The sequence below is a fragment of the Enterobacter cloacae complex sp. P18RS genome (assembly GCF_014982105.1).
Taxonomy (GTDB): Bacteria; Pseudomonadota; Gammaproteobacteria; order Enterobacterales; family Enterobacteriaceae; genus Enterobacter; species Enterobacter hormaechei_C.
The window spans coordinates 261,825-284,079 of sequence record NZ_JADCKV010000011.1 but is presented as its reverse complement, the minus strand read 5'-3'; the positions used below and the strand labels follow the sequence as shown (position 1 = coordinate 284,079).

19 protein-coding genes and 1 other annotated feature are annotated in these 22,255 nt (G+C 56.5%); of the genes, 12 read left to right on the top strand and 7 right to left on the bottom strand.

The annotated features are described in order from the left end of the window. Positions 1 to 17: 17 nt before the first annotated feature. Positions 18 to 1,211: a multidrug efflux RND transporter periplasmic adaptor subunit AcrA gene (acrA, locus tag INF61_RS09105; protein WP_017694395.1), complete on the bottom strand. Its 1,194-nt coding sequence runs from the start codon at positions 1,209 to 1,211 to the stop codon at positions 18 to 20. 141 nt (positions 1,212 to 1,352) lie between these two features. Here acrA and acrR point away from each other — a divergent pair, with 141 nt between their 5' ends. Together acrR and mscK are read left to right on the top strand one after the other, a co-directional pair. Further along, complete coding sequence (gene acrR / locus INF61_RS09100) at positions 1,353 to 2,006, top strand: multidrug efflux transporter transcriptional repressor AcrR (RefSeq protein ID WP_015571247.1); 654 nt, start codon at positions 1,353 to 1,355, stop codon at positions 2,004 to 2,006. A 113-nt stretch (positions 2,007 to 2,119) separates the two neighbouring features. Then, on the top strand, positions 2,120 to 5,467 hold the full coding sequence (gene mscK, locus INF61_RS09095; RefSeq protein ID WP_023296044.1) for a mechanosensitive channel MscK: 3,348 nt from the start codon (positions 2,120 to 2,122) through the stop codon (positions 5,465 to 5,467). Between the two features lies 1 nt (position 5,468). Here the strand turns inward: mscK and rsmS are convergent, their stop codons facing one another. Next, on the bottom strand, positions 5,469 to 5,645 hold the full coding sequence (rsmS, locus tag INF61_RS09090; protein WP_017694394.1) for a pleiotropic regulatory protein RsmS: 177 nt from the start codon (positions 5,643 to 5,645) through the stop codon (positions 5,469 to 5,471). A 12-nt stretch (positions 5,646 to 5,657) separates the two neighbouring features. Next, positions 5,658 to 6,185: a primosomal replication protein N'' gene (gene priC, locus INF61_RS09085; protein ID WP_017383213.1), complete on the bottom strand. Its 528-nt coding sequence runs from the start codon at positions 6,183 to 6,185 to the stop codon at positions 5,658 to 5,660. A 50-nt stretch (positions 6,186 to 6,235) separates the two neighbouring features. Between priC and INF61_RS09080 the strand changes: the two genes are divergently transcribed. From INF61_RS09080 to INF61_RS09040, 9 genes are all read left to right on the top strand, one after another. Then, positions 6,236 to 6,613: a DUF454 family protein gene (locus tag INF61_RS09080; RefSeq protein WP_015571246.1), complete on the top strand. Its 378-nt coding sequence runs from the start codon at positions 6,236 to 6,238 to the stop codon at positions 6,611 to 6,613. A 151-nt stretch (positions 6,614 to 6,764) separates the two neighbouring features. Further along, complete coding sequence (apt, locus tag INF61_RS09075; protein WP_000127359.1) at positions 6,765 to 7,316, top strand: adenine phosphoribosyltransferase; 552 nt, start codon at positions 6,765 to 6,767, stop codon at positions 7,314 to 7,316. Positions 7,317 to 7,404: 88 nt separating this feature from the next. Further along, positions 7,405 to 9,333 carry a DNA polymerase III subunit gamma/tau gene (gene dnaX / locus INF61_RS09070; RefSeq protein ID WP_017383214.1) on the top strand — a complete coding sequence of 643 codons (1,929 nt, stop codon included), beginning with the start codon at positions 7,405 to 7,407 and terminating at the stop codon, positions 9,331 to 9,333. Further along, positions 8,663 to 8,727: a sequence feature (DnaX frameshifting element), on the top strand. (Overlaps the previous gene by 65 nt.) A gap of 53 nt (positions 9,334 to 9,386) precedes the next feature. Then, positions 9,387 to 9,719 carry a YbaB/EbfC family nucleoid-associated protein gene (locus INF61_RS09065; protein WP_003858972.1) on the top strand — a complete coding sequence of 111 codons (333 nt, stop codon included), beginning with the start codon at positions 9,387 to 9,389 and terminating at the stop codon, positions 9,717 to 9,719. Continuing rightward, positions 9,719 to 10,324 carry a recombination mediator RecR gene (gene recR / locus INF61_RS09060; protein WP_006809843.1) on the top strand — a complete coding sequence of 202 codons (606 nt, stop codon included), beginning with the start codon at positions 9,719 to 9,721 and terminating at the stop codon, positions 10,322 to 10,324. Before INF61_RS09065 ends, recR begins: the two co-directional genes overlap by 1 nt. A 110-nt stretch (positions 10,325 to 10,434) precedes the next feature. Continuing rightward, on the top strand, positions 10,435 to 12,309 hold the full coding sequence (htpG, locus tag INF61_RS09055) for a molecular chaperone HtpG (protein ID WP_193547711.1): 1,875 nt from the start codon (positions 10,435 to 10,437) through the stop codon (positions 12,307 to 12,309). Positions 12,310 to 12,527: 218 nt separating this feature from the next. Then, positions 12,528 to 13,172, top strand: a complete 645-nt coding sequence (gene adk / locus INF61_RS09050; protein ID WP_006809841.1) for an adenylate kinase — start codon at positions 12,528 to 12,530, stop codon at positions 13,170 to 13,172. 124 nt (positions 13,173 to 13,296) lie between these two features. Beyond that, a complete protein-coding gene (gene hemH / locus INF61_RS09045) occupies positions 13,297 to 14,259 on the top strand; it encodes a ferrochelatase (protein WP_017383216.1) in 963 nt (320 codons plus the stop codon). Positions 14,260 to 14,321: 62 nt separating this feature from the next. Then, positions 14,322 to 15,626 (top strand): inosine/guanosine kinase, encoded by a 1,305-nt coding sequence (locus INF61_RS09040; protein ID WP_032104066.1) that lies wholly within the window; start codon positions 14,322 to 14,324, stop codon positions 15,624 to 15,626. Positions 15,627 to 15,719: 93 nt separating this feature from the next. Here INF61_RS09040 and ybaL read toward each other — a convergent pair whose 3' ends face one another. Beyond that, a complete protein-coding gene (ybaL, locus tag INF61_RS09035) occupies positions 15,720 to 17,396 on the bottom strand; it encodes a YbaL family putative K(+) efflux transporter (protein WP_017383218.1) in 1,677 nt (558 codons plus the stop codon). 232 nt (positions 17,397 to 17,628) lie between these two features. Continuing rightward, positions 17,629 to 18,849, bottom strand: a complete 1,221-nt coding sequence (locus tag INF61_RS09030; protein ID WP_015571242.1) for an MFS transporter — start codon at positions 18,847 to 18,849, stop codon at positions 17,629 to 17,631. A gap of 164 nt (positions 18,850 to 19,013) precedes the next feature. On the opposite strand from INF61_RS09030, the gene ushA reads away from it, so the two are divergent. Beyond that, positions 19,014 to 20,666 (top strand): bifunctional UDP-sugar hydrolase/5'-nucleotidase UshA, encoded by a 1,653-nt coding sequence (gene ushA, locus INF61_RS09025; protein ID WP_045907183.1) that lies wholly within the window; start codon positions 19,014 to 19,016, stop codon positions 20,664 to 20,666. Positions 20,667 to 20,755: 89 nt separating this feature from the next. Here ushA and ybaK read toward each other — a convergent pair whose 3' ends face one another. Further along, on the bottom strand, positions 20,756 to 21,235 hold the full coding sequence (ybaK, locus tag INF61_RS09020; protein ID WP_010428207.1) for a Cys-tRNA(Pro)/Cys-tRNA(Cys) deacylase YbaK: 480 nt from the start codon (positions 21,233 to 21,235) through the stop codon (positions 20,756 to 20,758). A gap of 198 nt (positions 21,236 to 21,433) precedes the next feature. After that, positions 21,434 to 22,228, bottom strand: a complete 795-nt coding sequence (locus INF61_RS09015; RefSeq protein WP_193547710.1) for a TraB/GumN family protein — start codon at positions 22,226 to 22,228, stop codon at positions 21,434 to 21,436. Between the last annotated feature and the right edge of the window lie 27 nt (positions 22,229 to 22,255).

Here is a 22,255-nt window from a genome sequence, read left to right as displayed (position 1 = left end):
AACGGCTCCTGTTTAAGTTAAGACTTGGTTTGTTCTGACTGGCCAGCGGCCGACGCTTGTTGTTTGTCGTCAGATTTCACTTCCTGAGCTTTGACCTGCGCACCAGGACGAACTTTTTGCAAACCAGTAATAATTACGCGATCGCCATCTTTCAGACCTTCCGTTACCAGCCACTTGTCGCCAATCGCCTGCGTTGCAGTGATATTGCGTGTTTCGACTTTGTTATCGGCACCCACAACCAGTGCGCTCGCATCACCGCGTGGCGTACGGGTCACACCTTGCTGAGGAACCAGAATGGCGCTTGGGTTAGTCCCTTCCTCAAGACGGGCGCGTACGAACATACCGGGCAGCAGGGTTTTATCCGGATTGGGGAAAATGGCCCGGATGGTGATAGAGCCGGTGGTCTGATCGACGGTCACATCAGAAAATTCCAGTGTGCCAGTCTGTGAGAACTTGATACCGTCGTTGGTAACCAGTTCCACTTTGGCTTTACCGTTTTCCTGTTTCAGGGTGCCGTTAGCCAGCTCCTGTTTGAGACGCAGGAAATCGTTGCTGGACTGGGTGACGTCAACGTAGATCGGGTCGAGCTGCTGCACGGTGGCCAGCGCGTTGGTTTGACCGTTCTGCACCAGCGCACCTTCGGTGACGGCTGATTTACCAATGCGACCGCTGATAGGGGAGGTCACTTTGGTGTAGGCCAGGTTAATACGCGCGGTTTCTACCGCCGCTTTCGCCGCCACAACGGCTGCGTTGGCTTGCTGTGCATCGGCCAGGGCAGAATCGTAATCCTGTTGGCTGATGTACTGCGTGCCGAGCAGTTTCTTGTAACGATTCAACGTCAGCTGCGAGATTTTGGCTGCCGCTTCGGCTTTGGCCAGATCGCCCTTAGCGCTCTCATAAGACGCCTGATAGGTTGCTGGATCAATCTGATACAGAGACTCGCCTGCCTTGACATCACCGCCTTCGGTGAAGTTACGTTTCAGGATGATACCGCTCACCTGCGGACGCACTTCCGCAATGCGGTAGGCGCTGGTGCGGCCCGGTAGTTCTGTTGTCATCTGGAGAGGTTCGGATTTGAGCGTCACGACGCCAACTTCTGGCACCTGCTGAGCTCCTTGTTGAGCCTGTTTGTCGTCACATCCTGTAAGCGCTAAGCTGCCTGAGAGCATCAGAACGACCGCCAGAGGCGTTAACCCTCTGTTTTTGTTCATATGTAAACCTCGAGTGTCCGATTTCAAATTGATCAAGGGTCCTGAGTCTAAAAACCCATTGCTGCGTTTATATTATCGTCATGCTATGGTACATACATTCATAAATGTATGTAAATCTGACTCCTGTAAATTCATCAACGTATGGCACGAAAAACCAAACAACAAGCGCTGGAAACCCGACAACACATTCTGGATGTGGCAATGCGTTTGTTCTCACAGCAGGGTGTTTCGGCAACCTCGCTGGCACAGATTGCTCAGGCCGCGGGCGTCACGCGGGGAGCGATTTACTGGCATTTCAAAGACAAGTCCGATCTGTTTGGTGAAATCTGGGAGCTTTCAGAGTCCAGCATTAGCGATCTTGAGAGTGAGTATCGGGCAAAATTCCCTCACGATCCACTCTCAGTGTTAAGAGAAATTCTAGTATATATCCTTGAAGCGACGGTTGTTGAAGAGCGTCGTCGTCTGATGATGGAAATCATCTTCCATAAATGTGAGTTCGTTGGTGAAATGGCGGTGGTTCAACAGGCGCAGCGCGACCTGTGTCTGGAAAGCTATGATCGCATCGAACAGGTCCTCACGGAGTGCATGCAGGCCAAAATGCTTCCTGCCACATTACTCACCCGCCGGGCGGCGATCCTGATGCGCAGCTATATTTCCGGCCTGATGGAAAACTGGCTTTTTGCTCCGGAGTCGTTCGATCTCAGATCAGAGGCGCGCAGCTACGTCGAAATTTTTCTTGAGATGTGCCAGCTCTGTCCGACCCTTCAAAGTAAACTTAGCCCGCGCTCTGCCTGATCGGGCATGGGAAAAATCGTAGACCCTTTCCGTCGTACTATTCTGCTTCAGCCGGGCGTGATATCCTTCATGCCCGACTATTTCCGGTCATTTCTCACATCACATTCACAACTATGCTGCACATCAATCGCTCGCAACATCCTGTTCTGGCCCTGTTTTTGATCCTGCTGTTTTACTTTGCAGCCGCGCCGCTTTCATGGGCCCGTGCAGACAACGGCAGTGACATTCCCACGCGTGCTGATGTTCAGTCGCAACTCGACACCCTGAATAAGCAAAAAGATCTCTCCGCCCAGGAAAAACTCGTTCAGCAGGATCTGACGGAAACCCTGGAAACGCTGGACAAGATCGATCGCATCAAAGCCGAAACGGCCCAGCTACGGCAGAAGGTCGCTCAGGCGCCGGAGAACATGCGTAAGGCAACGGAGGCGCTGAGTGCGCTCAGCGACGTCGATAACGACGATGAAACCCGAAAAACGCTTGCCACGCTGTCGTTGCGCCAGCTTGAGTCGCGCGTGGCGCAGCTGCTGGACGATCTGCAAACGGCGCAATCCGATCTCTCAACCTACAACAGCCAGCTGGTTTCGCTGCAAACCCAGCCTGAGCGCGTGCAGAACGCCATGTACTCGGCGTCGCAACAGCTACAGCAGATACGTAACCGTCTGAATGGCATCACCGTGGGGGAAGGGGCGCTTCGTCCCACCCAGCAAACGCTGCTGAACATCCAGCAGACGCTGCTAAACGCGGAGATTGAACAGCAGCGTAAGAGCCTGGAAGGCAACACGGTGCTACAGGATGCGCTGCAAAAACAGCGTGACTACGTGACCGCGAATATCAACCGGCTTGAGCATCAGCTTCAGCTGTTGCAGGAAGCGGTGAACAGCAAGCGCCTGACGCTGACTGAAAAAACGGCGCAGGAAGCGGTTTCGCCAGACGAGACGGCCCGTATTCAGGCCAACCCGCTGGTGAAGCAGGAGCTGGAGATTAACCACCAACTGAGCGAGCGTCTGATTCAGGCGACTGAAAGCGGCAGCGCGCTGGTGCAGCAGAATATTAAGGTCAAAAACTGGCTGGATCGCGCTTTGCAGGCCGAGCGCAACGTCAAGGAGCAGATTGCCGTCCTGAAGGGCAGCCTGCTGCTGTCGCGCATTCTCTACCAGCAACAGCAGACGCTGCCGTCCGCCGACGAGCTGGAAGACATGACCAACCGCATTGCGGATTTGCGTCTTGAACAGTTTGACGTTAACCAGCAGCGCGATGCGCTATTCCAGAGCGATACCTTCGTTGCCAAAGTGGAAGAGGGCCATTCAGGTGAAGTGAACGCTGAAGTTCACGACGCGCTGTTGCAGGTGGTGGACATGCGCCGCGAATTGCTCGATCAGCTTAACAAGCAGCTGGGCAACCAGCTGATGATGGCGATTAACCTGCAAATCAACCAGCAGCAGCTGGTGAGCGTTTCTAAAAGCCTCCAGGAGATCCTGACCCAGCAGATTTTCTGGGTGAACAGCAATAAACCCATGGACTGGGACTGGTTTAAATCTTTCCCGGAAACGCTGAAATCCCAGATCAAAAGCATGAAAATTACCGTGAACTGGGAGAAAGCCTGGCCTGCGGTGATGATCGCCTTCCTGACGGGGCTGCCTTTGCTGCTCATCGCTGGCGTCATACGCTGGCGTTTGAAATGGCTGAAACAGTACCAGGCGAAGCTGGCCTCGGAAGTGGGGCAACTGCGTAACGACAGCCAGCTGCACACCCCGAAAGCGATCCTGATCGATCTGATCCGTGCTCTGCCGGTCTGCCTGTTGATACTCGCCGTGGGCCTGATCCTGCTGACCATGCAGCTGAATATCAGCGATCTGCTGTGGGCGTTCAGCAAGAAGCTGGCGCTGTTCTGGCTGGTGTTTGGTCTGTGCTGGAAAGTGCTGGAAAAAGATGGCGTCGCCGTCCGCCACTTCAACATGCCGGAAAAACTCACCAGCCACTGGCGTCGCCAGATTGTGCGCATCAGCCTCGCGCTGCTGCCGCTGCACTTCTGGTCAGTTGTGGCGGAGCTTTCCCCGCTGCACCTGATGGATGACGTGCTGGGGCAACTGGTGATTATGCTGAACCTGCTGCTGATTGCCGTTCTGATGTGGCCAATGTGCCGCGACAGCTGGCGGGATAAAGAGTCCCACAATCTTCGTCTGGCTACCGTAACGGTACTGGCGATCATTCCTCTGGCGCTGATGGTGCTGACGGCGACGGGTTACTTCTATACCACGCTGCGTCTGTCCGGTCGCTGGATCGAAACGGTTTATCTGGTGATTGTATGGAACCTGCTGTTCCAGACCGTGCTGCGTGGTTTGAGCGTGGCGGCGCGCCGCATTGCGTATCGTCGTGCTGTTGCCCGTCGGCAGCATCAGGTGAAAGAGGGGGCTGAAGGGGCAGAGCCGCAGGAAGAGCCGACCATTGCTCTGGAGCAGGTTAACCAGCAAACGATGCGTATTACCATGCTGGTGATGATCGCCCTGTTTGCGGTGATGTTCTGGGCCATCTGGTCTGATTTAATTACCGTCTTCGCCTACCTCGACAGTATCACGCTCTGGCAATACAACGGTACCGAAGCGGGCGCTGCGGTAATGAAAAGCGTCACCATGGGCAGCCTGCTCTTTGCGCTGGTGTCGTCAGTGGTTGCCTGGGCGTTGATCCGCAACCTGCCGGGTCTGCTGGAAGTGCTGGTGCTCTCAAGGCTGAACCTGCGTCAGGGGGCGTCGTACGCCATTACCACCATCCTGAACTACGTCATTATTATTGTCGGGGCGATGACGGTATTCGGCTCGCTGGGCGTCTCGTGGGATAAACTCCAGTGGCTGGCGGCGGCGTTGTCAGTGGGTCTGGGCTTCGGCTTGCAGGAGATCTTCGGTAACTTTGTCTCTGGCCTGATTATCCTGTTCGAACGTCCGGTGCGTATCGGCGATACCGTCACCATCGGTACTTTCTCCGGGACCGTCAGCAAGATCCGCATTCGTGCGACCACCATTACCGACTTCGATCGTAAAGAGGTGATCATCCCGAACAAAGCGTTTGTGACCGAGCGTCTGATCAACTGGTCGCTCTCGGATACCACCACTCGCGTGGTGATCCGACTCGGGGTGGCCTATGGCTCGGATCTGGACAAGGTGAAAGAGGTACTGCTGAAGGCGGCAGCTGACCATCCAAAAGTGATGCACGATCCTGCGCCAGCGGTATTCTTCACCACCTTCGGGCCGAGCACTTTGGATCATGAGCTGCGCCTGTACGTACGCGAACTGCGCGATCGCAGCTACACCGTCGATGAGCTGAACCGCACCATTGACCGTCTGTGTCGTGAAAACGATATTAATATCGCCTTTAACCAGCTTGAGGTTCATCTGCGCAACGAGAAAGGCGATGAGCATACGGAAGTGAAGCGCGAGATTAAGGGGGACGACCCTACTCCCGCCTAATCTATTTCCCTCTCCCCTCTGGGGAGAGGGTAGGGTGAGGGGGAAGTTTCCCCTCAAAATCTCGTCGCACAATCTCCAGCGCTTTCAGCACCGTCTCCGCCGGGATCTCGTGATTCTCCAGCAGCATAATTAAATCGACGGCCAGCTTGACCTCGTCGGGGGCATTTTCCAGTGACATCAGTGGCTCCTGTTAACGGGTCAGGCGTTCAATGACGCGTTCAATCTCATCCAGCGCCTGACGGCAGCGGACGATGCGGCCTTCCAGCGCGCTGATTTCACGCATTAATAACTGCTGCTCTTCCAGCGTTTCGCTGGTGTTCAGGCGGGCTTCGCGCTCGCGCTTCATCTCAAACAGACGGCGCTCAAACTCCTGGTTCTCCAGCCGCTTGCGCTGCCATTTACCGAGCCCCGGCGAGGCGCTGTCCCACGCCCGTAACGGCCAGGCGGCGATTTCGCGGTGCAGGGCGGTGATCTGCTCGGTAAGATGCTCCGCAAGCCACGCGACCTGTTCCTGCTGTTCACTCTCAACCGCGTGACGAAGCTCGTCGAGATTGGTCTGCGCTTCAGCAAGATAATCCTCAATGACGGTGCTGCGGGTGCGGAAGAGCTGTCGGTCAAAGCGCGGTTTCAGCGTGGCGTGGCCCATCAACGGCGTGGCCTGCGCCCGCAGCGCGATCAGCTGATTTTGCAGCCTCTCAAGAAGCAGTGCTGTTTTCAAGGCGCTCTCCAGTGGTAAAGTAGCCGTTCAGTTTGATAACGATTCGCATTATGCAGCGTACTATTTTAATCATCATTGGCTGGCTCGCGGTAGTGCTGGGCACGCTGGGTGTGGTTTTACCCTTGCTGCCGACCACCCCGTTTATCCTGTTGGCCGCCTGGTGCTTCGCCCGCTCGTCGCCGCGTTTTCACCACTGGCTTCTGTACCGCTCGTGGTTTGGCGGCTACCTGCGGCACTGGCAAAAACACCGGGCCATGCCGCCCGGGGCCAAGCCGCGCGCCATTGCCTTCATCCTGATCACCTTCGCCGTCTCGTTATGGCTGGTGAAAATGATGTGGGTGCGCATTCTGCTGCTGGCGATCCTGGTTTGCCTGCTGATCTTTATGTGGCGGATCCCCGTGGTTGATGAAAAGCAACAAAAGCACTGAAGCCTCATCATGGCGGTTGCAATTATGGCGCACAGCCAGTAAATTCGACCGTTTTCGAGCACAGGTGCGCCTGGTCAAAGGTTAAACAACTGTTACTTTGACCGACTCGTCGCGCGCCGTGAGTAACACTGTTTCATTTAGGCACAAACCGATGACCGCAACTGCACAGCAGCTTGAATATCTGAAAAATAGCATCAAAAGTATCCAGGACTATCCAAAACCTGGCATTCTTTTCCGCGATGTCACCAGCTTGCTGGAAGACCCGAAAGCGTACGCCCTCAGCATTGAACTGCTGGTTGAGCGTTATAAAAACGCCGGGATCACCAAAGTAGTAGGTACTGAAGCCCGTGGCTTCCTGTTTGGCGCACCGGTTGCGCTGGCGATGGGCGTGGGTTTTGTGCCGGTGCGTAAGCCGCGCAAACTGCCGCGTGAAACCATTGCTGAGAGCTATGAGCTGGAATACGGCACCGATCAGCTGGAAATTCACGTTGATGCCATCAAGCCAGGCGACAAAGTGCTGGTGGTGGACGATCTGCTGGCAACCGGCGGCACCATCGAAGCGACCGTGAAGCTGATCCGTCGTCTGGGCGGGGAAGTGACCGACGCGGCATTCATCATCAACCTGTTCGATCTCGGCGGCGAGCAGCGCCTGGAAAAACAGGGTATTACCAGCTACAGCCTGGTGCCATTCCCGGGACATTAATCCCGTATCTCACAACCTCGCTCAATGGGTGAGGTTGTGATAGCATTCCCCTCCATTAATTCACCTTCCAGCGTTGCAGAGCCTGCCCATGAGTTATCAGGTGTTAGCCCGTAAATGGCGACCACAAACCTTTGCTGACGTTGTCGGTCAGGAACATGTGCTGACGGCCCTGGCGAACGGCTTGTCGCTAGGTCGCATCCATCACGCCTATCTTTTTTCCGGCACCCGCGGCGTCGGTAAAACCTCTATTGCCCGTCTGCTGGCAAAAGGTCTGAACTGCGAAACCGGGATCACCGCCACCCCGTGCGGCGTGTGCGACAACTGTCGTGAGATCGAGCAGGGGCGTTTTGTCGATCTGATTGAGATCGACGCCGCCTCGCGCACCAAAGTGGAAGACACCCGCGATCTGCTCGACAACGTGCAGTACGCCCCGGCGCGTGGCCGCTTCAAGGTCTATCTGATCGATGAAGTGCACATGCTGTCGCGCCACAGCTTCAACGCCCTGCTGAAAACGCTGGAAGAGCCGCCTGCGCATGTCAAATTCCTGCTGGCGACCACCGATCCGCAAAAGCTGCCGGTCACGATCCTCTCGCGCTGCCTGCAATTCCATCTGAAGGCGCTCGACGTTGAGCAGATCCGCGCTCAGCTTGAGCATATCCTCGATGAAGAGAACATTGTCCACGAGCCACGTGCGCTGCAACTGCTGGCCCGTGCCGCGGACGGCAGCCTGCGCGATGCGTTGAGCCTGACCGATCAGGCGATTGCCAGCGGTGACGGTAAACTCTCCACCGACGCGGTCAGCACTATGCTCGGCACGCTGGATGACGATCAGGCGCTGTCGCTTATTGAAGCGATGATTGCCGCCAACGGTGAGCGGGTAATGACCCTCGTCAACGACGCCGCTGCCCGTGGCATTGAGTGGGAAGCGCTGCTGGTCGAGATGCTCAGCCTGCTGCACCGCGTGGCGATGCTGCAACTGTCTCCGTCGGCCATTGGCGCGGACATGGCGACCATTGAACAGCGGATGCGTGAACTTGCGCGCACCGTGCCGCCGGCTGACGTTCAGCTTTATTATCAGACGCTGCTGATTGGCCGCAAAGAGCTGCCGTTTGCACCGGATCGCCGGATGGGCGTTGAAATGACGCTGCTGCGCGCGCTGGCCTTCCATCCGCGCAAGCCATTGCCGGAGCCGGAAACGCCCCGGCAGTCCTTTGCGCCGGTTGCGCCGACCGCGGTAATGTCACCGCAGCAGGTGCCACCGCAACCGGCATCGCCGCCGCCGCAAAACGTGCCGCTGTCGGATGCCACCAGTTCGGTGCTTGCCGCACGAAGCCAGTTGCAACGTGCGCAGGGAGCAACCAAACCAAAAAAGAGTGAACCGGCAGCGCCTGCAAGAGCGCGGCCGGTGAACAACGCCGCGCTTGAACGACTGGCCTCGGTAACGGAGCGCGTGCAGTCGCGTCCGGCACCGTCCGCGCTCGAGCAAAAAGCCCCGGCGAAAGAAGAGGCATACCGCTGGAAGGCGACCACCGTTGTTGAAACGGTCAAGGAAGTGGTCGCCACGCCAAAAGCGCTGAAAAAGGCGCTGGAGCATGAAAAAACGCCGGAGCTGTCCGCGAAGCTCGCGGAAGAATCCATTGAGCGCGATGCCTGGGCCGCCGAGGTCAGCAAACTGCAACTGCCGAAGCTGGTGGAGCAGGTCGCGCTGAACGCCTGGAAAGAGCAGGACGGTAATCAGGTGCGTCTGCACCTGCGCCCTGGCCAGCGGCACCTCAACTCCCCTGGCGCGCAAAAGGCGCTGGCCGAGGCGCTTACCGCATTACAGGGTGTACCGGTTGAATTGACTATCATTGAAGATGATAATCCGGCGGTGAAAACGCCGCTCGAGTGGCGTCAGGCCATTTATGAAGAGAAGCTCGCGCAGGCGCGCGAGGCGATAATTGCGGATAACAACATCCAGACCCTGCGTCGGTTCTTCGACGCCGATCTGGATGAAGAGAGTATTCGCCCCATTTGATCGTGAGTCTGACTTACGGTTGTAATCCTTAACGTGAAAGAAGAGAGAAGCCTATGTTTGGTGGAAAAGGCGGTCTGGGTGGCCTGATGAAGCAGGCTCAGCAGATGCAGGAAAAAATGCAGAAGATGCAGGAAGAGATCGCTCAGCTGGAAGTCACGGGTGAATCCGGTGCCGGTCTGGTCAAGGTGACCATCAACGGTGCGCATAACTGCCGTCGCGTTGAAATCGACCCGAGCCTGCTCGAAGACGACAAAGAGATGCTGGAAGATCTGGTTGCAGCCGCGTTTAACGATGCCGCTCGCCGTATCGACGAAACCCAGAAAGAGAAAATGGCCTCTGTTTCCAGCGGTATGCAACTGCCGCCGGGCTTTAAGATGCCATTCTGATGCAAACCAGTCCGCTGCTCACGCAGTTAATGGAAGCACTGCGCTGCCTGCCGGGCGTTGGCCCGAAGTCGGCGCAGCGTATGGCGTTTACGCTATTGCAGCGCGACCGCAGCGGCGGGATGCGCCTGGCGCAGGCTCTGACCCGCGCCATGTCAGAAATTGGCCACTGTGCGGATTGCCGGACCTTTACCGAGCAGGACGTATGTAACATCTGCACGAACCCGCGTCGTCAGGAAAACGGTCAGATTTGCGTGGTGGAGAGTCCGGCGGACATCTACGCCATCGAACAAACCGGGCAGTTTTCCGGCCGCTATTTCGTGCTGATGGGGCATCTCTCCCCGCTGGATGGCATCGGCCCGGACGATATCGGTCTCGATCGCCTGGAGCAGCGCCTGGAGTCGGAAACCATCAAAGAGGTGATCCTCGCCACCAACCCGACGGTGGAAGGGGAGGCAACCGCCAACTACATCGCCGAGCTGTGCGCGCAGTACGGCGTTGACGCCAGCCGCATCGCCCACGGCGTGCCGGTCGGCGGTGAGCTGGAGATGGTCGACGGCACCACGCTGTCACACTCGCTGGCCGGACGTCACAAGATTATTTTCTGACCAAACGGAGGCTGCGCGCGCGGCCTCCGCTTGAAAATTCCTCCCCTTATCCCCATCTCTCACTCAACGTTTTACAACCCCATTAAATGGCATTGTTGAGGTCGACTTAGATGAAAGGACAAGAAACCCGTGGTTTCCAGTCAGAAGTAAAACAGCTTCTGCACCTGATGATCCATTCCCTGTATTCCAACAAAGAAATCTTCCTGCGTGAGCTGATTTCCAACGCCTCTGATGCGGCGGACAAGCTGCGCTTCCGCGCGCTGTCTAACCCGGATCTGTATGAAGGCGACGGCGAGCTGCGCGTGCGCGTCTCGTTTAATAAAGAGAACCGCACCCTGACCATCGCCGATAACGGCATCGGGATGAACCGCGACGAGGTGATTGACCACCTCGGAACCATCGCCAAATCCGGCACCAAAGCGTTCCTTGAGTCCATGGGCTCTGACCAGGCGAAAGACAGCCAGCTGATCGGTCAGTTCGGCGTAGGCTTCTACTCGGCGTTCATCGTGGCGGACAAAGTCACCGTGCGCACCCGCGCCGCGGGCGACAGCGTCGAGAACGGCGTGCTGTGGGAGTCTAAAGGTGAAGGTGAATACACCGTTGATGACATCACCAAAGCGGATCGCGGCACCGAAATCACCCTGCACCTGCGTGAAGGCGAAGACGATTTCCTGAACGACTGGCGCGTACGCTCCATTATCAGCAAATATTCCGACCATATCGCGCTGCCGGTAGAGATTGAAAAACAGGAAGAGAAAGACGGCGAAACCGTGGTTTCCTGGCAGAAAATCAACAAGGCGCAGGCGCTGTGGACGCGTAATAAAGCTGAAATTAAAGACGACGAGTACAACGAGTTTTACAAGCACATCGCCCACGACTTCACCGATCCGCTGACCTGGAGCCACAACCGTGTTGAAGGGAAGCAGGAGTACACCAGCCTGCTGTACATCCCGGCGCAGGCGCCGTGGGACATGTGGAACCGCGATCACAAGCACGGCCTGAAGCTGTACGTGCAGCGCGTCTTCATCATGGACGACGCCGAGCAGTTCATGCCGAACTACCTGCGCTTTGTGCGTGGCCTGATAGACTCCAACGATCTGCCGCTGAACGTCTCCCGTGAAATTCTTCAGGACAGCACCGTCACCCGTAACCTGCGCAACGCCCTGACCAAACGTGCGTTGCAGATGCTGGAAAAACTGGCGAAGGACGATGCGGAAAAATACCAGACCTTCTGGAAACAGTTTGGCCTGGTGCTGAAAGAAGGTCCGGCGGAAGATACTGCGAACGTGGAAGCTATCGCTAAACTGCTGCGCTTCGCCTCTACGCACAACGACTCCTCCGCCCAGACCGTGTCGCTGGAAGAGTACGTCTCCCGCATGAAAGAAGGGCAGGAGAAGATCTACTACATCACCGCCGACAGCTATGCGGCAGCGAAGAGCAGCCCGCATCTGGAACTGCTGCGTAAGAAAGGCATCGAAGTGCTGCTGCTGTCTGACCGCATCGACGAGTGGATGATGAACTACCTGACCGAGTTCGACGGTAAATCCTTCCAGTCCGTTGCCAAAGCCGACGAGTCTATCGATAAGCTGGCGGATGAAGTGGACGAGAGCGCGAAAGAAGCCGAGAAGGCGCTGGAGCCGTTCGTTGAGCGCGTTAAAACGCTGCTGGGCGACCGCGTGAAAGAGGTGCGCTTCACGCACCGTCTGACCGATACGCCAGCCATTGTCACCACCGATGCGGACGAAATGAGTACCCAGATGGCGAAACTGTTCGCTGCGGCGGGCCAGGCCGTGCCGGATGTGAAATATATCTTTGAGCTTAATCCGGATCACCCGCTGGTGAAACGCGCGGCGGATACCCAGGACGACGCCCGCTTTGCGGAGTGGGTTGAACTGCTGCTGGATCAGTCCCTGCTGGCCGAGCGCGGTACGCTGGAAGATCCTAACCTGTTCATTAAACGTGTGAATGCGCTGCTGCTGGCGTAATCTTCCCTCACCCCGGCCCTCTTCCACAGGGAGAGGGTGAAAGAGTTCCCTCTCCCTGTGGGAGAGGGTTAGGGTGAGGGCACCAGACCGCACGAAGCCAAATTATCTCCCCCCGTTAACCGTTTCAGCCTTCCCGCCTTCCTTGAGCCATACCCGTTCTGGTGGTATTGTTTAGCGCTTTTTGAAAAATTGAATCGACTTTTGAGGGGATTTTCGCAATGCGTATTATTCTGCTTGGCGCTCCGGGCGCGGGTAAAGGAACTCAGGCTCAGTTCATCATGGAGAAATACGGTATTCCGCAAATCTCCACCGGTGACATGCTGCGCGCCGCTGTTAAATCTGGCTCCGAGCTGGGTAAACAAGCGAAAGACATCATGGACGCAGGCAAACTGGTGACCGACGAACTGGTTATCGCGCTGGTTAAAGAGCGCATTGCTCAGGAAGACTGCCGTAACGGTTTCCTGCTGGACGGCTTCCCGCGCACCATTCCTCAGGCTGACGCCATGAAAGAAGCGGGCATCAACGTGGATTACGTGCTGGAGTTCGACGTACCAGACGAGCTGATCGTTGACCGTATCGTTGGCCGTCGCGTACACGCTGCTTCTGGCCGCGTTTACCACATCAAATTCAACCCACCTAAGGTTGAAGGCAAAGACGACGTGACCGGCGAAGAGCTGACCACCCGTAAAGACGATCAGGAAGAAACCGTGCGTAAACGCCTGGTGGAATACCATCAGATGACCGCACCGCTGATCGGCTACTACACCAAAGAAGCGCAGGCGGGTAACACCAAATACGCGAAAGTGGACGGCACTAAAGCCGTGGCTGACGTACGTGCAGAGCTGGAAAAAATCCTCGGCTAAGCGCACCTCTCTCACCCGGAGCCCCGGGTGAGAAAAATTCTCATCTTACCTATTACAGCAATGGGTTTCGTTTAAACGCATTTCCGCTACAATTGACAGCCTATCAAATGGTTAAGAGGCGTGAATGAGTCAGGCGAAAACCGGCATCCTGCTTGCCAATCTGGGCACCCCAGAAGCACCTACTCCAGCGGCGGTCAAACGCTACCTGCGACAATTTTTAAGCGACACGCGCGTCGTGGATACCCCTAGACTGCTGTGGTGGCCACTGCTGCGTGGCGTCATTCTGCCGATTCGTTCCCCGCGTGTGGCAAAGCTCTATCAGTCCGTGTGGATGGAAGAGGGCTCGCCGCTGATGGTGTACAGCCGTCGTCAGGAGAAGGCGCTGGCCGCCCGCCTGCCGGACATGCCCGTTGCGCTCGGCATGAGCTACGGTAAGCCGTCCCTGGAAAGCGCCGTCGACTCTCTGCTGGCGCAGGGCGTTGAACACATTGTGGTGCTGGCCCTTTATCCGCAGTATTCGTGCTCCACGGTAGCTGCCGTCTGGGACGAACTGGCGCGCATTCTGGCGACCCGCCGCCGTATACCGGGTATCACCTTTATCCGCGACTACGCCGATAACGAGCTGTACATTCAGGCGCTTGCCAGCAGCGCGCGCGCGTCGTTTGAAAAACACGGCGAGCCGGATCTGCTGCTGCTCTCCTATCACGGTATTCCGCAGCGTTTCGCGAACGAAGGGGATGATTACCCCCAGCGTTGCCGCGATACCACCCGCGAGCTGGTCTCCGCCCTCGGCCTGCCGCCTGAGAAGGTGATGATGACCTTCCAGTCGCGCTTCGGCCGTGAACCGTGGCTCACCCCGTATACTGATGAAACGCTTAAGATGCTGGGCGAGAAGGGCGTGAAGCACATTCAGGTGATGTCGCCGGGCTTCTCGGCGGACTGTCTGGAAACGCTGGAAGAGATTGCTGTCCAGAACAAAGAGTTCTTTATGGAGGCAGGCGGAACGAAATACGAATACATTCCTGCGCTTAACGACTCTCCTGAACACATCGACATGATGGTCTCACTGGTCACCACCCGCCGCTGATCGCGTTACGGGCCGGGTTTGTGCTACCATTCCCGGCCCGTATTCTTTGCACAGTTCAGACCATGAAATTTCCCGGTAAACGTAAGTCCAAACACTATTTCCCCGTCGATGCCCGCGATCCGCTGTTACAGCAAATTCAGCAGGAAAGCGAAACCAGCGCTGCCTGGGTGGTCGGTATCGATCAGACGCTGGTGGACATTGAAGCCAAAGTGGATGATGCGTTTGTCGCACGTTACGGTCTGAGCGCCGGGCACTCGCTGGTGATTGAGGATGACGTTGCTGAAGCGCTGTATCAGGAGCTGGTGCGCGAAAATCTTATCACCCACCAGTTTGCCGGCGGCACCATCGGCAACACCATGCACAACTACTCCGTACTGGCAGACGACCGCTCGGTGCTGCTTGGCGTGATGTGCAGCAATATCGAAATCGGTGGCTATGCCTACCGCTACCTGTGCAATACCTCCAGCCGCACCGATCTGAACTATTTGCAGGGCGTTGACGGGCCGATTGGCCGCTGCTTTACGCTGATAAGCGATTCCGGCGAGCGTACCTTTGCCATCAGCCCCGGCCATATGAACAAGCTGCGCGCTGAAAGTATCCCGGAAGAGGTGATCGCGGGCGCGTCTGCGCTGGTACTGACCTCCTATCTGGTGCGCTGCAAGCCGGGCGAACCAATGCCGGACGCAACCATGAAGGCAATTGAGTACGCGAAGAAATACAACGTGCCTGTGGTTCTGACGCTGGGCACCAAATTCGTCATTGCCGACAACCCGGAGTGGTGGCAGGCCTTCCTGAAAGAACACGTCTCGATTCTGGCGATGAATGAAGAAGAAGCCGAAGCGCTGACCGGCGAAAGCGATCCGCTGCTGGCGTCTGATAAGGCGCTGGACTGGGTAGATCTGGTGCTCTGCACCGCCGGGCCGGTCGGGCTGTATATGGCGGGCTTCACGGAAGAAGAGAGCAAGCGGAAAACCCAGCACCCGCTGCTGCCGGGCGCAATCGCCGAATTTAACCAGTACGAGTTCAGCCGCGCCATGCGTCATAAAGACTGCATCAACCCGCTGCGTATCTTCTCCCACATCGCACCGTATATGGGTGGCCCCGAGAAGATCATGAACACCAACGGCGCGGGCGACGGCGCGCTGGCCGCGCTGCTGCACGACATCACCGCCAACGCCTACCACAAAACCAATGTGCCGAATTCCAGCAAGCACACCTTCAACTGGCTGACCTACTCCTCGCTGGCGCAGGTGTGCAAGTACGCGAACCGCGTGAGTTATCAGGTGCTGAACCAGCATTCACCGCGCTTAACGCGGGGGCTGCCGGAACGGGAAGACAGCCTCGAAGAGGCGTATTGGGACAGGTAAAAGCAAAACGGCAACCTGTGGTTGCCGTTTTTAGTGTTTGTTCCCTCTCCCTGTGGGAGAGGGCCAGGGTGAGGGCATCAGACCGCACAAAACTTACCCCGTCACCGCCTCTTCAACTGGCGGTTTTGTCAGCATTGTCAGCATCGTATTCGCAATCTCACGCTCACCCATCACCACCTGATTCGCGCCGCGCTCGGTGATGTACTCCACTTCGTCATCATAATGGGCGCGGGCAATGATTTCGATATGTGGGCATTTTTCACGGGCTGTGGCGACAATCTCGCCAGCCTCGTAACCGTTCGGGATAGTGAGCAGCAGCCAGCGAGCGCAGTCCAGATGCGCCAGATTCATAATCTCTTCGTTAGCCGCGTTGCCCAGCACCGCGCGGATGCCGCGCTCGCGAAGCTCGTCGACGCGAGTGCGGGAGGTTTCAATCACTACCAGGGGGATCCCCTGGGCCATCAGCTTCTCACCGAGCAGGCTGCCGACGCGGCCAAAACCGACCAGCAGCGCGTGGTTGCAGATATCTACGGGGATCTGTTTCTCCTCCTCAATCGCTTCTTCCAGGGTTTGCTCTTCGAGGGTTTCGGTCTTCTCGAGATATTTCTCCAGCAGGGCAAACAATACCGGGTTTAGCATGATGGAGAGGATCGCCCCCGCCAGCACCAGATTTTGCCCCGCCTGTGGCAGCAGGTTCAGGGCCATCCCCAGACCGGCAAGAATAAAGGCGAACTCGCCAATCTGCGCCAGGCTGGCGGCGATGGTCAGCGCCGTGCGCGGCGAGTGACCGAACATCCGTACCAGGAAGAAGGCGGCAACGGACTTACCAAAGATGATGATTGCCAGCGTACCCAGCACGGCCAGCGGCTGCTGAATGAGGATCAGCGGGTCGAACAGCATCCCGACGGAGACAAAGAACAGCACCGCGAATGCATCACGTAGCGGCAGGGTATCGTGCGCGGCACGGTGGCTCAGCTCGGACTCGTTCAGCACCATCCCGGCGAAGAACGCGCCCAGCGCAAAGGAAACGTCAAACAGCTCGACGGCGCCAAAGGCAATGCCCAGCGCCAGCGCAAGGACCGAAAGCGTGAACAGTTCACGCGAGCCCGTGGCGGCGCTGCGGGACATGATCCACGGCACCAGACGGCGGCCCACCAGCATCATGATGGCGATAAACGCCACGACTTTACCGATGGTAATGCTCATATCCAGCGCCAGCGAGGCGAAGCCGATATTCTCTTTTTCCATCATCCCGGCAACGGCAGGCAGCAGAACCAGCGTCAACACCATTACCAGATCTTCAACAATCAGCCAGCCTATCGCGATTTGTCCGCGCTGGCTGTCTATCAGCTGTCTCTCTTCAAGCGCGCGCAGCAGCACCACGGTACTGGCGGTTGAAAGACACAGCCCAAATACGATACCGGTCATGATTGACCAGCCCAGCACCGCCGAAAGCGCCATGCCCAGCAGCGTCGCCACCCCTATCTGGGCGATCGCTCCCGGTATGGCGATCGACTTTACCGCCATCAGATCCTTCAGGGAAAAATGCAGTCCGACGCCAAACATCAGCAGGATCACGCCCAATTCCGCCAGCTCAGGCGCCAGTTTGGTATCTGCGACAAAACCCGGCGTAAAGGGCCCTGCCAGCACGCCCGCCAGCAAATAGCCTACCAGGGGCGAAATACGCAATTTATTGGCAATCATGCCGAGAATAAAAGCGAGCACAAGTCCACCAACAATGGTGGTGATAAGCGGTGTGGCGTGGTGCATTCCGTCTCCTTTCGCGATGGGTGATCCATTTTTGGTGCAAATACCAAAAAGCCGATTAATAGTTTATGACAATTTTTACGCTTATGTTTATGAATAATTGTTGAAATCACAATAAAAAGGCAATAAGCATGAAAAAAGGCAGATTTTGATAAATTTGCTGAGGGGAGGGAGAGGAAAGCCTTATGGCATCAGGTTATCCGGCTGCCAAAGTTTAACTTTGGCAGCCGTGAAGTCACGCTTTATGACGATTGTCAGGCAGGAATATGGTCAACATCCCCAGAAGTGGCAGGAAAGCGCAGATTTTATAGACCAGGAAGATGCTGGTGTGGTCTGCAACCATCCCCAACACGGCTGCGCCAAGGCCGCCCATGCCAAAGGCAAAACCGAAAAAGAGACCGGAAACCATACCGATACGTCCCGGCAGCAGCTCCTGCGCATAGACCAGGATGGCTGAAAATGCCGATGCGAGAATAAAACCAATAATCACCGTCAATATTCCGGTCCATTCCAGCGTTGCGTACGGTAAAACAAGCGTAAACGGCGCGACGCCGAGTATAGAGCCCCAAATCACATATTTACGTCCAATTTTATCCCCCACAGGGCCGCCTATCACCGTGCCTGCCGCCACCGCAAACAGGAAGGCAAAGAGGTGGAACTGGGCGTTTTGTACTGATAATCCGAATTTTTGCATCAGATAGAAGGTGTAATAGCTGCTAATGCTCGCCATATAGAAATATTTCGAGAAAATCAGCACCAGCAGCACGCTGACGGCAAGGATCACCTTATTGCGCGGAAGGGGATTGGTTATCTTCGCGGCAGGTTTTCCCTTATTTACGCGATGCTGCGCGGCATACCAGCGGCTGATTTGCGCCAGGACGACAATCGCCAGCAGCGCGGCCAGCACAAACCACGCCACGTTGCCTTTGCCGTAAGGCGCGATAATTACCGCCGCCAGCAGAGGACCGAGGGAGCTACCAAAGTTACCCCCCACCTGGAACAGAGACTGCGCCAGCCCGTGACGTCCGCCGGAGGCCATACGTGCCACGCGGGACGATTCCGGATGGAACACCGATGAACCGGTTCCCACCAGCGCCGCGGCAACCAGTACCGCCTCAAAGCTGCCCGCCATGGCCAGCAGCACCAGCCCGCTCAGGGTGAAGCACATGCCAATGGGCAGCGACCATGGCATCGGGTATTTGTCCGTCCAGTAGCCCACCACCGGCTGTAGCAGCGAAGAGGCCAGCTGGAAGGTCAGGGTGATCATCCCGATCTGCACGAAGGTTAATGAGAACTCAGACTGCAACAGCGGGTAGATCGCCAGAATCAGCGACTGGATCATGTCGTTGAGCAGATGAGAGAGACTGATTGCGCCTAATACTTTAAAGGAAGTGCGCGATTTCGGCGGCGACGCCGGAGCGCCCTGGACGGGCTGGGTTGATTCACTGATTGCCATAAATACCACGTCGATTTGTTATTAGAGATGCAGGGAGTAATTATTATCCGACTAACATACCCGTCCGTGACATTTGAAGAAAGTCGCAATTCTGAAAACTTATTTGTCTATTCTTGTGAGTCACTGTAATTTTTGCGTTTGTCTATGGGTCAGGGAGAGAGAAGATGAAGTTAATGAAGCGTGGCGTCGCGCTGGCGCTCATCGCCGCATGGGGGCTGACAAGCCTGCCCGCGCAGGCGTATGAAAAAGATAAAACCTATAAAATTACCATTCTGCATACTAACGATCATCACGGCCATTTCTGGCGCAGCGAATACGGTGAATATGGCCTGGCGGCGCAAAAAACGCTGGTGGACGGCATTCGTAAAGAGGTCGCGGCCCAGGGCGGCAGCGTCCTGCTGCTGTCGGGCGGGGATATTAATACCGGGGTGCCGGAATCTGATTTACAGGATGCCGAGCCTGATTTCCGCGGCATGAATTTAATTGGTTACGACGCGATGGCGGTCGGAAACCACGAGTTTGATAATCCGCTGAGCGTGTTGCGCCAGCAAGAGAAGTGGTCCAAATTCCCGTTCCTTTCCGCCAATATTTATCAGAAAAGCACCGGCGAGCGCCTGTTTAAACCGTGGGCGCTGTTTAAGCGTCAGGATCTGAAGATCGCTGTCATCGGCTTAACCACCGACGATACGGCCAAAATTGGCAACCCTGAATTTTTCACCGACATCGAATTCCGTAAACCGGCGGACGAAGCGAAGCTGGTGATCCAGGAGTTGCAGCAGAATGAAAAACCGGATGTGATTATCGCGACCACCCACATGGGGCATTACGATAACGGTCAGCACGGCTCTAACGCGCCGGGCGACGTGGAGATGGCGCGCAGCCTTCCAGCGGGCTCGCTGGCGATGATTGTGGGCGGTCATTCGCAGGATCCGGTCTGCATGGCCTCTGAGAATAAAAAGCAGGTAGATTATGTGCCCGGCACGCCGTGCGCGCCTGATCGTCAGAATGGGATCTGGATTGTACAGGCCCACGAGTGGGGTAAATACGTTGGCCGCGCGGATTTCGAATTCCGTAACGGCGAAATGAAGCTGGTGCACTATCAGCTCATCCCGGTCAACCTGAAGAAGAAAGTGACCTACCCGGATGGCAAAAGCGAGCGCGTACTCTACACGCCAGAGATCGCTGAAAACCAGCAGATGCTCTCTCTGCTGACGCCGTTCCAGAGCAAAGGGAAAGCGCAGCTGGACGTGAAGATTGGCACGCTTAACGGACGACTGGAAGGGGACCGCAGCAAAGTCCGCTTCGTACAGACCAACATGGGGCGTCTGGTGCTGGCCGCGCAGATGGCGCGCACGAATGCGGATTTCGGCGTGATGAGCGGCGGCGGTATTCGTGATTCCATTGAAGGCGGAGACATCACCTATAAAGACGTGCTCAAAGTGCAGCCGTTTGGCAACGTGGTGGTCTATGCGGACATGAGCGGGAAGGAGGTGATTGACTACCTGACCGCCGTGGCGCAGATGAAGCCGGATTCCGGGGCGTATCCGCAGTTTGCTAACGTCAGCTTCGTCGCGAAGGACGGCAAGCTTAACGATCTCAAAATCAAAGGCGAACCGGTTGATCCGGCGAAAACCTACCGCCTGGCAACGTTAAGCTTTAACGCCACCGGCGGCGACGGCTATCCGCATATCGATAACAAACCGGGCTATGTAAATACCGGGTTTATTGATGCGGAAGTGTTGAAGCAGTTTATCCAGCAAAATTCACCGATTGACGTGAACATGTATGAGCCGAAAGGCGAGGTGAGCTGGCAGTAGTGCGTTTTTTTGCCGGGTGGCGGCTTCGCCTTACCCGGCCTACATTCGAATCGTAGGCCCGGTAAGCGCAGCGCCACCGGGCAATTTTCTCAATCCCGGCGCGCAATATCCGCAAATTTCGCGTCCAGCATTTTCGCCAGATCGCCTGCGGCCAGTTCGATATCCAGCCCGCGCTTGCCGCCAGAAATATAGATCGTCTCAAATTCCTGCGAAGGCGCATCGATCAGCGTCGGCAGACGCTTTTTCTGGCCGAGCGGGCTGATCCCGCCGACCAGATAACCCGTTGTGCGTTGCGCAACCATCGGGTCAGCCATATCGACCTTTTTCGCTCCCAGCGCTTTGGCCACTTTCTTCAGATCAAGCTGTCCGGCGACGGGCGTCACTGCCACGGCGAGGTGCTTCATATCGCCGTTCACCGCGACCAGCAGCGTTTTGTAGACCTGGTCCGCGTTCAGCCCCAGCTTGCGCACCACTTCATCACCAAAGTTGGTTTCGTTCGGATCGTGATCGTAGGTGTGGATCCGGAAAGAAATTTTGTTTTTTTCGAGTAATTTAACGGCGGGAGTCATGGCTATCCTTCTTACGACAGACGATTCATACCAGCAGCATACGCCTGACGTTTGTCTAAAAAATAGCACCATCTTGCGCAATAGTATTGGCAGTGATGGTTACTTTGAGCGACAATCGGCGTAGCCGAAGGTCACTTCGGTATAATAAAAACGATGAAATTCCTCTTTGACGGGCCAATAGAGATATTGGCCATTTTTTTATTTCAGCAGCGACGGCAAATTCCCTTCTCCGTACAAATGCAACGCGCCAACCGCGACAACATAACGACCGGCAGGCAGGGCATATAGTGTCTCCCGCCACGCCTGGTTGCGCGCGTTCATCAGCACATCATACAACGATTCACTGAACGTCGACGGTAACGCCAGCTTACCGTCTGCGGGCGGCGCATCCAGCCACCAGCCAATCATCGTTTGCAGCAGACGCGCGTTGGTGTGCCAGTGGGTCAGGGTATCATCCAGCAGCATCAGGCCGTCATCGGGAAGCTGGCGAAGAAGCGCAATCTGGCTGTCCGTGCCTTCCAGTTCAATGACGGACAGGTTGCGCGCCCTTGCCGCATTCAGCAGTTGATAATCGATACCGTAATCGCCGCGCAGCCCCAGGCGCTGCGCCTGGGTGGCCTGTAGCACCATGGCAATTTGCCACAGGGGCAGAGTGTCGAGCATTGAGAGCGAGACGCCGGTCTCATCCGCAAGACGGGTAAGCTTAGCCAGCTGCGTCTCGTTAAGACGTTCCGCCAGGGGGCGATCTCTTTCCAGCCCGGCAAACGGCGATTCATGGCCGGAGATGTCGGCTTCGACGATCAGCGCGTCGGCGCGCTTCAGCAGTTTAATCAGGCCGGAGGGCAGGGGGGACATGTCCTGCGTGCCCATATGAATGCTTCCCACCAGGTGCAGATGCTGCCCGCCCGGAAGCGAAATATCCATACCGGGCCAGGCATAATGGCGGGGAAAAAGGGCGCGAAACGATGTTTTTAGACGATTAAACAGACCCATACGCGCTCCATGATCGGAAAGGTTCAT